Source organism: Clostridia bacterium, assembly GCA_036562685.1.
GTDB lineage: Bacteria > Bacillota > Clostridia > Christensenellales > DUVY01 > DUVY01.
Genome location: DATCJR010000106.1, coordinates 1 through 16638, shown reverse-complemented (window position 1 = coordinate 16638; position 16638 = coordinate 1). Strand labels below are relative to the sequence as shown.

12 protein-coding genes and 1 pseudogene are annotated in these 16638 nt (G+C 36.8%); 5 read left to right on the top strand and 8 right to left on the bottom strand.

Features of this window, described 5'->3' with window-relative positions; translation table 11 throughout:
- The 7 genes from VIL26_05015 to rplS all read right to left on the bottom strand — a co-directional run.
- On the bottom strand, positions 1-437 hold a 437-nt coding region (locus VIL26_05015), incomplete at its 3' end, for an AAA family ATPase (protein ID HEY8390292.1).
- 3 nt (positions 438-440) lie between these two features.
- Complete coding sequence (hslV, locus tag VIL26_05010) at positions 441-977, bottom strand: ATP-dependent protease subunit HslV (GenBank protein ID HEY8390291.1); 537 nt, start codon at positions 975-977, stop codon at positions 441-443.
- Positions 978-1079: 102 nt separating this feature from the next.
- Complete coding sequence (gene trmFO / locus VIL26_05005; GenBank protein HEY8390290.1) at positions 1080-2390, bottom strand: methylenetetrahydrofolate--tRNA-(uracil(54)-C(5))-methyltransferase (FADH(2)-oxidizing) TrmFO; 1311 nt, start codon at positions 2388-2390, stop codon at positions 1080-1082.
- Between the two features lie 48 nt (positions 2391-2438).
- Positions 2439-4742 (bottom strand): type I DNA topoisomerase, encoded by a 2304-nt coding sequence (topA, locus tag VIL26_05000; GenBank protein HEY8390289.1) that lies wholly within the window; start codon positions 4740-4742, stop codon positions 2439-2441.
- A 12-nt stretch (positions 4743-4754) separates the two neighbouring features.
- Entirely contained in the window at positions 4755-5837 is a 1083-nt protein-coding gene (gene dprA / locus VIL26_04995) for a DNA-processing protein DprA (GenBank protein HEY8390288.1), read from the bottom strand.
- Between the two features lie 14 nt (positions 5838-5851).
- Positions 5852-7381, bottom strand: a complete 1530-nt coding sequence (locus VIL26_04990; protein HEY8390287.1) for a YifB family Mg chelatase-like AAA ATPase — start codon at positions 7379-7381, stop codon at positions 5852-5854.
- A gap of 178 nt (positions 7382-7559) precedes the next feature.
- Positions 7560-7907 carry a 50S ribosomal protein L19 gene (gene rplS / locus VIL26_04985; protein HEY8390286.1) on the bottom strand — a complete coding sequence of 116 codons (348 nt, stop codon included), beginning with the start codon at positions 7905-7907 and terminating at the stop codon, positions 7560-7562.
- Between the two features lie 427 nt (positions 7908-8334).
- On the opposite strand from rplS, the gene VIL26_04980 reads away from it, so the two are divergent.
- From VIL26_04980 to VIL26_04965, 4 genes are all read left to right on the top strand, one after another.
- Complete coding sequence (locus tag VIL26_04980; protein HEY8390285.1) at positions 8335-10011, top strand: M3 family oligoendopeptidase; 1677 nt, start codon at positions 8335-8337, stop codon at positions 10009-10011.
- Between the two features lie 24 nt (positions 10012-10035).
- Positions 10036-11763, top strand: coding sequence for an ABC transporter ATP-binding protein (locus VIL26_04975; GenBank protein HEY8390284.1), 1728 nt, complete (start codon positions 10036-10038; stop codon positions 11761-11763).
- The gene (locus tag VIL26_04970; GenBank protein HEY8390283.1) at positions 11763-13601 is read left to right on the top strand and encodes an ABC transporter ATP-binding protein; all 1839 of its coding nucleotides are present in this window, start codon (positions 11763-11765) and stop codon (positions 13599-13601) included. The genes VIL26_04975 and VIL26_04970 overlap by 1 nt, the downstream gene beginning before the upstream one ends.
- Positions 13602-13728: 127 nt before the next feature.
- Positions 13729-14901 carry a DUF815 domain-containing protein gene (locus VIL26_04965; protein HEY8390282.1) on the top strand — a complete coding sequence of 391 codons (1173 nt, stop codon included), beginning with the start codon at positions 13729-13731 and terminating at the stop codon, positions 14899-14901.
- Between the two features lie 4 nt (positions 14902-14905).
- On the opposite strand, the gene gpr is transcribed toward VIL26_04965, so the two are convergent.
- The gene (gene gpr, locus VIL26_04960; protein ID HEY8390281.1) at positions 14906-15826 is read right to left on the bottom strand and encodes a GPR endopeptidase; all 921 of its coding nucleotides are present in this window, start codon (positions 15824-15826) and stop codon (positions 14906-14908) included.
- 100 nt (positions 15827-15926) lie between these two features.
- Here gpr and rpsT point away from each other — a divergent pair.
- Positions 15927-16184 (top strand): annotated as a pseudogene (rpsT, locus tag VIL26_04955) (30S ribosomal protein S20).
- Positions 16185-16638 lie beyond the last annotated feature (454 nt).

Below are 16638 nucleotides of genomic sequence, written 5' to 3'. Positions count from 1 at the left end.
TCGGGAGATTCGTTGCCTTTTTTCCTTTCGTTATATATTGCTTCCGCAACCTTTCTTTCGGCAATGTCTTTTGCCTTTTTTTCAACTTCTTGGAACTTTTCTTCCTTGACAAGTCTTACCGCAACTTCAGCCAAATCCCTTACCATAGATTCGACATCTCTGCCGACATAACCTACTTCTGTAAACTTGGTAGCTTCAACCTTGATAAAGGGAGCTTTGACAAGCTTAGCAAGACGGCGGGCTATTTCTGTCTTTCCCACGCCTGTAGGTCCTTTCATAATAATATTCTTAGGAGTTATTTCGTCCCTTTGTTCAGGGCTTAGCATGCTTCTTCTGTATCTATTTCTCAAAGCAACAGCAACTGCGCGCTTAGCATTGTGCTGTCCTATTATATATCTGTCTAATTCGGCTACTATTTGCTTAGGTGTCATATTCATAGATTAGACTTCCTCCACTGTAATATTCTTGTTGGTAAATACGCAGATGTCGCCTGCTATTTCAATGGATTTCAGCGCTATTTCTTTTGCACTCAAATTGGTATTCTTTACCAATGCTCTTGCTGCCGCCAATGCATAATTACCGCCAGAACCTATCGCACAAACACCATCTTCAGGATCTATGACATCTCCCATACCGCTTACAATAAAAAGATTGTTTGCGTCTGCCACAATCATCATTGCTTCAAGTTTTCTTAGCACCTTGTCGCTACGCCACAATTTTGCAAGTTCTACGGCACTTCTCATGAGGTTGCCGCTGTATTTTTGAAGCATTTCTTCAAACTTGTCTGACAAAGTAAATGCATCTGCAACCGTACCTGCAAAACCTATTACAACCTTATCATCATATAATCTTCTTACCTTAACGGCATTGTTCTTCAGTACTACGCTTTGTCCGCTTGTAACTTGACCATCGCCTGCAATAGCGGTTTTACCGTCTTTTCTAACAGCTACTATGGTCGTTCCCTTTAATGCATCCATATCTTACCTCTTCTTTATAAATTGATTGGATAAAAGTTATTTATTTAATTTTATCATAATCAAATTTTAAATCAATTCATAATTAGTTATATCTCGTTATCTTCACAATATTGATAATTTATATCTTTTTATTTCGTCTAACGCCCTTATAGAATACTGCTCATATCTCTCTTGCTTGTTTTTGAACCTTGTGTCCAAAGGCGGCATTATTCCAAAATTAGCGTTCATTGGCTGAAAATCTTTTCTTTCCGTAGTTATATAATCTATAAGCGCGCCTATCATAGAGTATTTGGGTACTTCTGTCATACTTTGGTCGTTAATATATTTATACATATTAATAGCAGCAATAAGACCAGAAGCCGTACTTTCGACATAGCCTTCCACACCGCTTAACTGCCCTGCTATAAAGATATTGGGATATTTTTTTAATTGAAAAAATTTATTAAGACATTTGGGCGCATTTATATAAGTGTTGCGGTGCATTACTCCATATCTTACAAACTCCGCATTTTTCAAAGCGGGGATCAAAGAAAATACCCTTTTTTGTTCACCGAACTTGAGATTGGTCTGAAATCCTACAAGGTTAAACAATGTCTTTTCGTTATTTTCTGCTCTTAACTGAACAACAGCATAAGGACGATTGCCATCTTTGTCTTTAAGTCCTACAGGTTTTAAAGGTCCAAATCTCAATGTATCAATGCCGCGTTTTGCCATAACTTCTATGGGCATACAGCCTTCAAAAACTTCTTTTCCCTCAAAGCCTTTTAATTCAACACAAGCTGAATTAACCAGCTCATTCCAAAAAAGCTCGTACTGCTCTTTATTCATAGGGCAGTTGAGATAGTCATCTCCGCCTTTTTGGTATCTGCTGCCCCAAAACGCATTGTCATAGTCTATGCTCTCAGCAGTTACTATGGGTGCGGCTGAATCAAAAAAATAAAGATGCTCGCCGTCTGTCAGATTTTTTAGACTATTAGCCAAATCACCTGTAGTAAGCGGACCTGTCGCTATAATTGTCGGGGCGTTGATATCTATTTCTTTATATTCCTCACAGACAATATTAATATTGGGCATTGATTTTATAGTGTCTGTAATTTTTTGTGAAAAAGCCTCTCTTTCCACAGCCAATGCACCGCCCGCAGCCACGCTTGTATCATACGCAGTTTTAATTATAAGCGAATCAAGCTCTAATAATTCCTCTTTTAGTAGTCCAGAAGAAGTTGCATGACCTTTTGCTTTTAACGAATTGCTGCAGACTAATTCGGCAAAATTGGGATTGTGATGAGCAGGCGTAAATGCCTTGGGCTTGATATCCACAAGCACTACTTCAACACCGCGTTTTGCTAATTGATAGGCGGACTCACTGCCTGCAAGTCCGCCCCCTATTATCTTAACTTTTGAACCTTTTTTCAAAATGCTTTACCTGTTATTATTAAATTTTTCTATATGTTTTTTAGATTATTATGTGTTGGTATTTTGATTTTGATCTTGAGAATTCTGATTTTCAATGGGATGAGAATATCCGCATTCTTTGGAACCGCACTTTATCACATCTCCGCTTTTGTAATGTTTTAGCACAGTATAAGAGCCGCAAACAGGGCATTTTTCATTATTGAGCGGATCTGATGAGATAAAATGACAATCAGGATAGCCGCTGCAAGCAAAAAATTCTCCGCGGCGTGAACGCCTTTTTACTAGAGGTTTTGAACATTGAGGACATGTTCCATAATCATTGCTTCCGTCCAAAAGAGGCTTGATGTTACGGCACTTCGGATAGTTGGAACAACCCAAAAATTTGCCAAACTTGCCCATTTTTATAACCATATCGCCGCCGCATTTTTCGCATTTTTCACCCGTGGCAGCAGCTTGTTCTATGCTAGAACCATCTAGATTCTTGGTATTTTTACATTTGGGATAATTGGGACAAGCCAAAAATTTTCCGTATTTGCCTTGTCTTATTACCATATTAACGCCGCAGAATTCACATTTTATATCGCTCTGCTCATCAGGAACCTTTAGTGAAAAGCTGTCGTTGAGTGCGGCATTGACTTCTTGTTCAAATCCGCCATAATAAAAATCTTTTATAACTTCTTGCCAGATTTTTCCGCCGTCTTCGATATCATCAAGCATATTTTCCATATTGGCGGTAAATTCCACATTCATAATGTCGGGGAAATACCTGACCAGCATATCGGTAACTTGGAAACCAAGTTCGGTAGGCTTTATACTTTTGCCTTCTCTTTCAACATATTCCTTTGTAAACAAAATAGTAATAGTTGGAGTATATGTTGCCGGTCTTCCTATGCCGTTTTCTTCCATGGCTTTTACCAAAGACGCTTCGGTATATCTTGCGGGCGGCTTAGTGAATTTTTGCTCAGGTTTTAACTCTCTTAGCGTCAAATTATCGCCTTCGCTAAGAGGAGGCAAGATGTTATCTATATTTTCGTCATCATCTTCATTTTCAGCTTGTTCTTTTTGCTTTTCTTTGACATCTTCGGCATCTATGCCGTATGCAGCCAAAAAACCTCTAAATTTAAGCGTTCTTCCATTGGCATTAAAAACATAGTCATTGGCACTAATTTCGGCATTGATTGTATCGTATTGAGCCTGCGCCATCTGGCTTGCCAAAAATCTCTCGTATATCATCTTATATAATCTATAAAGATTTTTATTAAGATAATCTTTGACAGATTCGGGTGTGCGCTCTAAAGATATAGGTCTTATCGCTTCGTGAGCGTCCTGAATGCCTTTTTTGGATTTATATCTGTTAGGTGTTTCGGGATAATATTCAGCGCCAAATTTGCTTTTGATGTAATCCTCTGCCATTTTTTGAGCTTCGGGAGAAATACGCGTCGAGTCTGTTCTGATATATGTTACAAGCGCAACTTTGCCTTCCGCACCAAGTTCAACCCCTTCATAAAGGTTTTGCGCACTAGCTGAAGCTACTTTTAATGACATGCCAAGCTTGTTTAATGCGTCTTGCTGCATAGTGCTTGTAGTATAAGGGGCAGGAGCATGTGATTTTGTAACTGATTTTTTGATTTTGGTTACGCGATACTGAGCGCCCTGCAAATTTTTGAGTATCTCATCTATTTCGGACTGATTATTGATTTCAATCTTTTTGCCGTTATATGAATTAAGTTTTGCCAAAAAAGCAACTTTGTCTTTTTCTAGCAGCGCTTTTAAAAACCAGTATTCTTTAGGAACAAAAGAGTTAATTTCTCTTTCTCTGTCAACCACCATCTTTAAAGTGACTGATTGAACACGTCCAGCAGATAATTTGCTTCTGATTTTTTTGCTAATAATCGGAGACAGCTTGTAACCCACCAATCTATCCAACACTCTTCTTGCTTGCTGTGCGTCAACAAGATTAAGGTCAATAGCTCTTGGATTTTTTATCGCATTTTCTACTGCGTGTTTTGAAATTTCGTTGAAAACTATTCTGCAGGGTGAATCAGGCGGTATATCTAAGATGTGGGACAAATGCCATGATATTGCTTCGCCTTCTCTATCAGGGTCGGTTGCAAGCAAAATCTGTTCGGCTTTTTGCGCCTTTTCTTTGAGCTGCTTGATAACATCTTTTTTGTTGGGAATAATTTCGTACCTTGGTTCAAAATTGTTTTTTATATTGACAGCCAAAACATGTTCGGGCAAATCCCTAACATGTCCTTTAGTTGCTATAACATTGTAAGACGAATCTATCCCCTTTAGATATTTATTAATGGTTTCGCGTTTGCCTTCACCCTCAATAATAACAAGTTTCAAACATTTTCTCCTTTATGCTAAAAAGTATTTTGATCCGTTTTTATTAATAAGTCCTTTGATCTCCATTATAGTCAAAAGACTGTTAAGCTCGTTTACAGACAAATCCGTACTATATAAAATATTATCATAGTGTAATTCACCATTTGATAATAAGTCAAGTATTTTTTGTTCATTAAAATCTAATTGTAAAGTCGCGGCTTTTTCTTTTTTTGTGTAATTTATGTTTAATTCTTCCAATATATGCTTAGGCTCATATACCATGGCGCATTGTGAATTTCTTATAAGCCTAAGGTTGCCCAAAATCTTGGTGTTATCGGCCGCTCCTGTCAAAACAAAAACATTTCGACCTTGTTCAAGCGCATATTCGACAGTATACATCGTTCCGCTCTTTTCTCCAGCCTCTACAACAAGCACTCCGCATGAAATCGCACTAAGAAGACGGTTTCGCCTTGGATAAGAATATACCGTTCCTTTAAAATCCGGCAAGAACTCGCTTATTACCAAACCTTTTTTCGCTATTTCATTATACAGCTCATAATTTACAGCAGGATATATTTGGTTATGTCCATTGCCTAATATAGCTATGGTATTGCCTTCTGCGTCTAATGTAAATCTATGTGCATAAGCATCAATACCTGTTGCCATACCGCTTACTATTGTAAGCCCATTTTTAGACAGCTCAGTAGAAAATATTTTGGTCATTTTTTTGCCGTAATTGCTCGGACTTCTTGTTCCTACAATGGTAAAGCATTTTGAATTAAGTAATTCACATCTGCCTTTATAAAAAATCGCAAAAGGCATATCATTAAGCTCTTTAAAACCCTTGGGATACAGTTCGTCCAAAGGAGTCAAAAATGATATTCCCGCCCTTTCGATCTTTTCTAGTTCTCTTTTTATATAATCTTCTTTTAAAGCATCTTTTAATTTTACATAAAGCGGACCAAGATTTCTTTTTAGATTTTCATCAAACAAAAAATGCTCATATAATCCCCTTATTCCATTATAATTCATAATAAGGGAATTTAGTTTTGATGGGCTTGCATCACTAAGTGCCAGCCAAAAATATAATATTCTGTCCGATATAAATTCTTTCATATTATCAAATTATTTTAATGCCAAAATTGTCTATCCAATGTCCTGTAACTTACCGCTTCGGCTATTTGCTTTTCGCCTATTATCTGTTCTCCATCCAAATCGGCTATTGTTCTTGCCACTTTTAAGATTCTGCTATAAGCACGCGCCGAAAGTTTGAGTCTGTCAAAAGAGAGTTTCAAAATCTCTTTTGCAGGTTTACTTAAAACACAATATTTTTCAATCATTTGCTGCGGCATTTGGGCATTGCAATAAAAGCCGCTATCATGCAGTCTTTTACTTTGAATGTTGCGTGCATTATTAACCCGCTCTTTTATTTCTGCAGAACTAATTTCTTGAGAATTGCTGGTAAGCTCGTCATATTTTACGCTGTCAACAGAAATATGTATGTCAATCCTGTCAAGCATAGGACCTGATAGCCTGTTAAGATATTTTTGAATTTGGGCAGGCGTACATTTGCATTCGCCTTCTTGCGAACCATAATATCCGCACGGACATGGATTCATGCTCGCAATCAGTACAAACCTTGCAGGATATTCAACGGTCATATTGGCTCGATTGATTACCATAACTCCGTCTTCCAAAGGCTGGCGCAATGTTTCTAAAGTATATCGTGAATATTCTGGAAGCTCGTCCAAAAACAACACGCCGTTATGCGCTAGACTGATTTCCCCAGGTCTTGCATATGAACCTCCTCCCGTCAATGATACAGTTGTAGCTGTATGATGCGGAGTTCTAAACGGTCTTGTAGTGATAAGCCCTATTTGTCCCAAAGTCCCTGCAATAGAATGGATTTTGGATGTTTCCAATGCTTCTTCTGGTGTCATATCGGGCAAAATTGACGGCAAAGCACGGGCAAGCATTGTCTTGCCTGCTCCCGGCGGACCTATCATGAGCATATTATGTCCGCCTGCCGCCGCGATCTCTAAAGCGCGTTTTGCCCGGCTTTGACCTTTTATGTATTTGAAATCAGTTCCCGAACTTGTATTTTTAATAATTTCTTTTATGTCTTTTTGGACAACCTTTTCGTATTGCTCCTCGCCCGTCAAATATTTGACCGCATTAACAAGACTGTCTACCAAAACGATTTCGGCGTTTTGAATCCATACTGCTTCTGCTTCATTGTCTTTGGGAATAAAAAATTTGGAAAAACCGCATTTTATCGCGCTAATCAAAATAGGAAGAATACCATTTATTCGTCTTACATGCCCGTCTAAGGATAATTCGCCCAAAAAAACTATATTATCTAGACATTTATAAGGGATCTGCTCAGTAGCAGCCAAAATGCCCAATGAAACAGGCAAATCAAAAACTGGTGCCAGCTTTTTTATATCGGCAGGCGCAAGGTTAACCGTAATGCGTGAAGCTGGAAACAGATATCCGCTGTTTTTTATGCCTGAACGCACTCTTTCTCGAGATTCTTTTACAGCGGTTTCGGCAAGCCCTACTGTTTCGTATCCAGGCAAGCCGTTATTGATATCCACTTCAACATCAACAGGATATCCGTTAATTCCGCTCAAAGTAAAACTCTTTACCTTAGCTAACACGCAAGCTTGCCCCCAAAAAGAAAAATTCAAAAGCTCAAAAAATTATCTTTATGTATATATTAGAATTGTAATGGGTAATATGAGTTTTGACAAGCATTTTATGTAAAAAATCAAAATATAAAAATAGGCGGTATTACATCCGCCTGAGTTTATGACTGACAACTTTATAAAAATATACTTAGTCTTGAGCGCCTTTAACTTTTGCAGCCTTTCCTGTTAGAGCACGCAAATAATAAAGTTTAGCACGTCTTACATGACCTTTTCTTACAACTTCCAAACGATCAATCTTAGGTGAGTGTAAAGGGAAAGTTCTTTCAACGCCAACGCCAAAAGATATTTTGCGTACTGTAAAGCTTTCTCTTAATCCGCCACCGCGACGTGAAATAACAGTGCCTTCAAAAGCCTGTACTCTTTCTTTATTTCCTTCTATTACCTTAAAATATACTCTTAAAGTATCACCTATATCAAAAGACGGAAGATCTGTTCGCATATTTTCTTTTTCAATCGCTTCAATAACCTTGTTCATATCTCTACCTCCGGATCTTGCGCAATCACCATAATATATTAGCACAACACATAATTTAGCACAAGCAAAAAACGCAAGATTTTTTAACAATTATTGATTATATAAAATTGTTGCTTGAAGAATTGATTATATCATAAGATAAAAAATAACTCTATCATCTTATCTTAAAATTAAAAGTCCAATCATGCTTAAACTTATGAACAATTTATGTTTTTTATTAATTTTTATTAAAAATTTTCCGCAATTTCTAAATTTTTTTATTTTTTTTATTAATTTTTTTAAAAATATTTACAAACTTACTTTTAAATAAACAAATATTTGGTAGTATTTGGTACACTCATGATGTTTAATATTACTTAGCAAAAAGTACTATTATTTTTATGCTATAAGTGTATTAGATAATATTAATTTAAGAGGTGGTTATAAAATGAAATTTTCTGAAATTAATTATGTACGTCCTGATGTAAACGCTTTGATTAACTCTATCAATGATTATCGCAACCAATTTGAAAATGCAAAATCCGCAGATGAAGCCGTTGAGATTTATCTTGAAATGACAAGGTCGCTAGAAGCCCCTCTTACCATGAGCAATGTGGCCATAACAAGATATTATCTTAATACAACAGACGAATTCTACAACAAAGAAAGAGAATATTTTGATGAATCTTTTGCTGCTTTGGGCAATGCTTTGACCAATTTCTCTAAAAGCATGCTGGCTTCGCCTTTTAAAGAAGAGCTAAAGACCAAGCTTCCTCCTATAATAATGCTCAATAAAGAGCTGGAAGCCAAATCAATGAGTGAAGAGATAATTGCAGACAAGATCGAAGATAACAAGCTTATCGCAGAGTACACCAATTTAATGAGTTCGTTAGAAATCGAATTTGACGGCAAAAAACTTACTCCTTCGCAACTTGGCAAATACATGTCTGACAGCGACCGCGAAGTAAGACGCGCATCAGCTATCGCTTATGGACTTGAACTTAATAAAGTTAAAGATAAAATTGACGATATTTTTGACCGTATGGTAAAAGTAAGAGACCGTATGGCAAAAAAGATGGGCTATAAAAACTATATTGAGCTTGGTTACTATGAAATGACCAGAAACAGCTATAACCAAGAAGATATAAAAAAATTCCGCGAAGCTGTAAAAAAATATATAGTTCCTGCTGTAGCTAAGCTAAAAGATCAGGTTGCCAAGAATTTGGACATTGACAAGATGAAATTATATGACAATGAAGTTTATCTGCCCGGCGGCAAACCTAAACCTATCATTGACAGCGATGAAATAATGCGTCAAGGCAGCCTGATGTACAACGAACTTAACCCTGAAATCGGAGCGCTATATGACAACATGCTAAAAAGCGAGACTTTTGATGTCTTGTCAAAGCCCGGAAAATGGGGCGGCGGTTTTTGTGAAGGATTGGATGAGTACCGCATTCCGTTTATCTTAAGCAATTTTAACGGAACAGCTGATGACATAGATGTGTTGACACACGAAATGGGTCACGCTTTCGCTTTTCACAAAGGATGGGATTTTGATATCCCCGAAATAAGAAATGCAACTTTTGAAACCTGTGAAGTACATTCTATGTCTATGGAGTTCTTTACTCATAAATTTATGGAAAGATTTTTTGGCGATGCTGCTGACGATTACCGTTATTCTCATTACGCCAGCGCATTAACCTTTATCCCCTATGGAACAATAGTGGATTATTTCCAACACATCGCTTACGAAAAGCCCGATATGACTCCCGCAGAACGAAACGCAGTATGGGCAGAGTTGGAAAAGCAATATCGTCCGTATATGGATGCTGAAGGCTTGCCGTTCTTTGAAGAAGGCAGAGCTTGGCAGATTAAGGCGCATATTTTTGAAAGACCATTCTACTATATTGACTATTGCCTTGCTCAAACTATCGCTTTGCAGTTCTATGCCCTGTTAAGCGAAGATTACGACGCCGCTTGGAAAAAATACTATACTTTCTTATCAAAAGCCGGCTCAAAAACTTTTGTCGAGCTGTTGAAAGAATCTAATCTTAACACGCCTTTTGAAGAGCAAACATTAAAAATCATTTCTGATTACGCTTTGAAGAAGGTAATAAAATAATAAAGGAATAATCGCATTATATATATGAAATCAATATTAAAATATTTGAGACCTTACGCAAAATTAATAGCGCTTGAAATAGGTCTATTGCTGGCTTACGCCGCTACATCTTTGGCACTACCCACAATTATGCAAAACATAATTAATGTGGGAATCAAAAATAATGATTTATCTTATGTCTTGATTTTTGGTGCTGTTATGTTAGCGATAGCAATCGTTGGAGCGATAACTTCAATTTATTCTGTTTATGTAATGACAGAGATTGGACAGTCGTTTTCAAGAGATCTTAGAGTCGCTGTATTTGAAAAAGTCCAAAAATTATCTATAACCAAATTTAACGACATAGGCAATGCCAGCCTAATGGCAAGATCTACTGATGATATTCGCATCATTCAGGACTTGTTTGACCTTATTATAAGAGCATTAGCCTTGTCCCCCTTTATGTTAATTGGCGCTACCATTCTTGCAGTCATAACTGATGTCAAATTGTCTTTGATTATGCTTGCGGTAATACCTCTTATGGCATTATTTGTTTTGTTTATGCTCAAAGTCGCTGCTCCTTTATGGGATAAAGCGCAAAAGTTCACAGACAAAATGGTGCTTATAATGAGAGAACGCCTTATGGGCATAAGAGTTATAAGAGCATTTAACAAAGAGGACTACGAAAGAGAAAGATTTAAAAACAGCGCAAAAGACATGGCGCATAATGTAATTAAAGGTAACAACATAAGCGTTTCTATCAATCCTATACTTTTACTTATGCTCAACTCCGTTACTATCGCCATTGTTTATTTTGGCGCAGGCCGTTTGGTATCTACCAATGGTGCAATTGGTGCTGGACAAATAATGGCATTAATACAATATGTTTCAATGGTCATGAATTCGCTTATAGAAATCGGTTGGGTAATCGTTTTGATGCCTAGATTAAAAGTAAGCACAAGCCGTATTATTGAAGTGCTTAACGCAAAAAGCGAAATACAAGACACAGGCACAAGAGACATATCAACCGTAAAAGGTCATATAACCTTTGACAATGTTACATTTAGACATCCCGGAGCAGAAAAAGCCGCTGTTGAAAACATCAGTTTTGACGCCCCCTTAGGCACAACAGTTGCAATAATCGGTAGTACGGGAAGCGGAAAATCCACAATCGCCAAATTGTTAATGCGTTTTTATGATGTCAGCGAAGGCAAAATTTTGCTGGACGGCGCAGATATAAAAGAATATCCAGTTAAGGATTATCGCTCTTTACTAAGCTACGTTCCGCAGACAGGATCAATATTCTCTGGCACTATAAAAGAAAACATACTTAACGGCAATCAGAATGCAACTGATGAAGAAATAGACAAAGCATGCACAATCGCAATGGCAAAGAAGTTCATAGAAGACAAGCCTAATGGACTTAATGAAATGATAGTAGAAAGCGGTAACAACCTAAGCGGCGGACAAAAACAAAGACTTGCTCTTGCGCGTGCATTGGTTAGAAACTCTCCTATTTATGTGCTTGATGATTGCTTTTCGGCGCTTGATTATAAAACAGACCTTACAATCAGAAAAAACCTAAAGACGCATTTTGTTGACCGCACAGTGTTTATAATAACTCAGCGCATAAGCACTGCAATGACAGCAGACACAATAATCGTTTTGGAAAGCGGCAAAATGGTAGGCATAGGCAAACATAAGGATCTTTTGAAAAACTGTACGGTTTATAAAGAAATTGCCACCTCGCAGTTAGGAAAGGAGGCAGTATAATGGAAGAAAAAATAAAAGAAAATAAAAATAAAAAGCCCGGCACAAAGGGCATTATAAAAAGAATATTTCGTGAAAACAAGTCAGCGGTCTATCCGATGATTGGCTTGTCAATCTTTTCGGCTCTCAGTGTGACTATCTCAATATTAGGTCCGTATTTTTTGGGAGTTGCCACTGATGAATTACACAACTGGTGGATGGCTTTGCGTAATGGCACCCCTAGAGATATGAACTTTTCACTTATTAACACCAATTTGAAATATTACTTAATTTTGGTGTGTATAAGTGCTTTGGTCAGCATTTTTATAAGCGTTGTAATGAACAACATAACAAGCCGAAGATTTACTTATGGACATCGTGTAAGAATTTCAGACAAATTAAGCAGAACGCCCGTAAGATATATTGACGCAACACCCCATGGTGAAATATTGTCCAGAATGTTAGATGACGTATCCGAACTTGGTACAACCATGCATAATGTCATGATAACACTTCTGAACTCAATTATTCAGGTAATTGGAATTGGCATAATAATGTTCTGGCTCAATCCCATTATGGCTGGAATTGTTGTGTTAATTCTTCCGTTAAACCTATTGATCGCGTCAAAAATCTCGGTCAAATGCGAAAAAGAGTTCATTTCATCCAAAACCAAATTTGGAGAACTCAACGCGCATATCCAAGAAAGCTATTCTTCACATTCTGTAATCAAGGCGTTTGGACTAGAGGAAAAAAGCCTGAACAAATATAAAGATATAAACAATGAAGTTTACAAATCTTCAAAACGCGCTTACTTCTACGCTACTTTGATTCAGCCTGTAATAGGACTTATATCAAACTTTACCTACGTAATTTTGATAATAGTAGGTGCATTGCTGGTAATCAACTCCAGCACCAATGTAATCCCCTACGACGTATTCAAATTGTCGGTAGGTGAAATTACTTCGCTTGTAATGTATGCAATGCTAATAACTCAGCCTATCACTCAAACAGCATACATTATGGGACAATTCCAGCGCGCTAAGGTAAGCGTTTCCAGAGTTTACGAAGTGCTAGACGCTGAAGAAATGAAGCCTGATGCACAGCCTGGTCAAATACAAGAAGTTGAAGGAAATATTACCTTTGAAAATGTAAACTTCTCTTATGACGAAAAAGTACCGCTTATTCAAGATCTCAATATCAATATTAAGAGCGGTCAGAGAGTTGCGATCGTAGGGCCGACAGGTGCAGGCAAGACAACATTGGTTAATCTTCTAATGCGCTTTTATGACTTAAACAGCGGTGTTATTCGCTTAGACGGAAAAGATATAACACAAATTGCTAGAGAAGATGTTAGAAATGTATTTGGTATGGTATTGCAGGATACATGGCTGTTTTCAGGAACAATTTATGACAACATTGCATACGGCGCAAAAAACGCAACGCCTGAGGATGTAAAAAAAGCTGCAATCGCAGCAAGAGCTGATAACTTCATTTTGACTTTGCCCAAAGGCTATGACACAGAAATAAATGAAGATGCAAGCAATATCTCGCAGGGACAAAAGCAGCTTATTACAATAGCAAGAGCGTTTTTGGCTGACTCTCAAATACTTATCTTAGACGAAGCTACATCCAATGTCGATACCCGTACCGAAGTGCTTATCCAAAAGGCTATGGATGAATTGATGCACAATAAAACATGCTTCATAATTGCTCACCGTCTGTCCACGATAGTTAACGCCGACATTATACTCGTAATGAATGAAGGCAAGGTCGTAGAAACAGGCTCGCACAAAGAACTGCTTGCACGCGGCGGATTTTATAGCGAACTTTATAAGAGCCAGTATTCATCTTTGGAAAACTAATTACAATAAAATCAATACTAAAAACCGTCCTAAATCAATAGGACGGTTTTTTCTTTTTAAAAAACTTGAATAATAAAAAATTATCATTTATGATTATATAAAGGTGTTTTTATAAGAAGGTATACAAATGTCAGCTGATTTGATCCAAAAATTAAACTCTTTGGCGGTTTTTTATAATATAAGACAAGACCCTGTGATTAAGGCTTTAATTAAAGCTTTAGAAGCTCAAAAATCAAATGCAATAGACTTTAATACAAAATATTCATTATTTTATCATCAGTTGTTAGAAACAGGTTATGTTGATGATTGGAATGAGTTTGTTTATTCTCTAGCAAGATATGACGACAATATCTGGACACGCAGTGTTGCAAAAAAAGAAAAAATATCTGATACAATTAATAACCGAGTGTTAACAGAACTTGAAATACTAAAAGAATTATCCAACTTAAACAGCGATAACATAATTGAAAAAGATACTATAAAATGGGGTTCACAAAATAAAGATATCTCAATCACTTATCAGAAGCTAACAAATGAAATATTTCAAAAAGGCTTTGGAATATGGGGAAAATATGATGCTTTTATTTATAATGACAACACTTTATCTCCTATCCCCAACCCGCCTAAGATTGATCTAAACTCCTTAATAGGCTTCAAATATCAGCAAGAGCAAATCATCAATAATACAAGGGCTTTTATAGAAGGCAAACCCGCCAACAATGTCTTAATTACAGGCGATCGCGGTGCAGGCAAATCTTCTACTGTATGCGGAGTCTTCAATATGTTCAAAGGTCAAATAAAACTTATTGAGCTCCCCTTGCCTGCCATAAAAGATATAAACACATTAATTGATTCGTTAAAAACGATACCACACCGCTTTATTATTTTTATTGATGATCTGGTGGTCGATAAAGACAATATCAATGCCTTTTATCCACTAAAAGCCGCATTAGAAGGCAGTATGTTAGGCAAAAGCCCAAATGTACTTATTTATGCCACATCTAACAGACGCCACCTTATAAAAGAAAGCTTTAAAGAACGTGAAGACGATGTTCATAAAAGCGAAGGGCTTGAAGACACGCTTGCACTATCAGATCGTTTTGGGCTTAATATTTTGTATCAGAATCTTAACAAGCAAGAATATCTAGATTTAATATCAAATCTTGCAGCCACCCATAATATTAAGGTTACCGAACAGCTAAAACTAGATGCGGAAAAATGGGCTATTATAAAAGCTGTGCACTCGCCAAGAACAGCCGTTCAGTTTATCAATAATATTTTAAGCGGCATACCTATATAAAAACCTAGTGAATAAGCCCTACAACTTCTTCTAGGCTCAAGCCTCGATGTACAGCCAGATTAATTGCAACAGCCAATACATACGCGCATTTTTGGACTATGGCGTCAATGTCTTTGGGCGTAACCACAAGTTCGCCTATTGGACTTGAAATGATGCTTGATATGATTTTGTTTTCTTGAGATTTTTCTAGTATTAATTCAGGTGTTTTTGAAAAACATTGCTCTATAATATCAAGCGAAAGCGTAGAAGCATAAACAACCAAAGGCACTCCTATTGATATAACTGGCACGCCCAGAGTATCTAAAGAAAGCTTAAAACGGTGATTGCCCACGCCTGCGCCTGGAACTATGCCTGTATCTGTGATTTGAAAAGCCGAACTTAATCTTTGAGTGCTTCTTGACGCCAATGCGTCAATAGTGATTATAATATCCGGTTTTATCTTTTCTGCAACGCCTTTTATTATGTCGTATGTTTCTATGCCCGTAATTCCCAAAACGCCTGGGGCAAGTGCGCAAAGCGAAGCTGAAAGCATCTTTAGATCATCTTTTTCATCCTTTAAATGTCTAGTAATTATCAGCTTATCCACAGTACACGGGCCCAAAGAATCTGCTGTCATGTGTTTGTTGCCAAGCCCTACTGCCAACACTGTTTTAAATTTGGTATTACCCATACAATCAATGAGCGCTTCGGATATCATATTGGCTGCATAGTGCAAAAACTCCAAATCTTTTTGGTATAAATCATAAGCTTCTATTGTAATATACCGTCCTTTGGGCTTGTTATAGCTTTTTGCACCTTGTTCATTCAAAATATTTACTTCAAAACGCTTTATGCCGAATTGATGCTTTGTTTCTTTGATTTTTATATTTGAGTCTTTTTGATTATTTAAGACAGACTCGTACGCCATATCTGTTCTAAAATTCATAACAATTAATAGTTTAGGCTAAAAACCCTAATATAATCCTTGCCTAAAAAATTTAATTATGCTAAAATGTTACAGGTATTTTAAAGAAGGAGAATTTATTGTGCCTAATATAAAATCAGCAATCAAAAGAGTTAAAATAACTGAGAAGAAAAATCTGAGAAATAAATCTATCAAATCAGAAGTAAGCACACTTATCAAAAAGTATAATGCAGCAATCAATTCAAATGATCCTGCAACCGCAGAAGCATTGTTGCCTGAAGTATTTTCTGTAGTAGACAGCGCCGTTTCAAAAGGTGTTTTACACAAAAACAACGCAGATAATAAGAAAGCTGCACTTGCTAAGAAATTATCAGATCTTAAGAGCGGCAAGCTTGTAATTGCTGCTACTGTTGACAATAAGACACGCATAGCAGAAAAGAAAGCAAAAGAAGAAGAAGCAAGACTCGAAGCTAAGAAAGCAAGAGAAGAATTGCGCGCTCAAAAAGAAGCTGAAAAGGAAGCAAAGGCTTCTAAGAAGACAAAGAAAGCTGACAAAGAAGAAAAGGCTGAAGAAAAAGAAGCTGCTCCTAAAAAAGCAAAGAAGTCAAAAAAGTCCGAAGTTACTGAATAAGCAAATTAAGAATAATAGCATAAAAAAGCCCTTAGAAAATCTAAGGGCTTTTATTATAAAGAGATTTTTTTAATAAACATATTTATATAACACTTATCATTATTAATAATCCAAAAAACGACAAGCTAAGCAACATAATAGATAATACTGCTTCTAGATGCTTATTCCGTACAATTTGTTTTACAGCAAAAAAAGTTCCTAC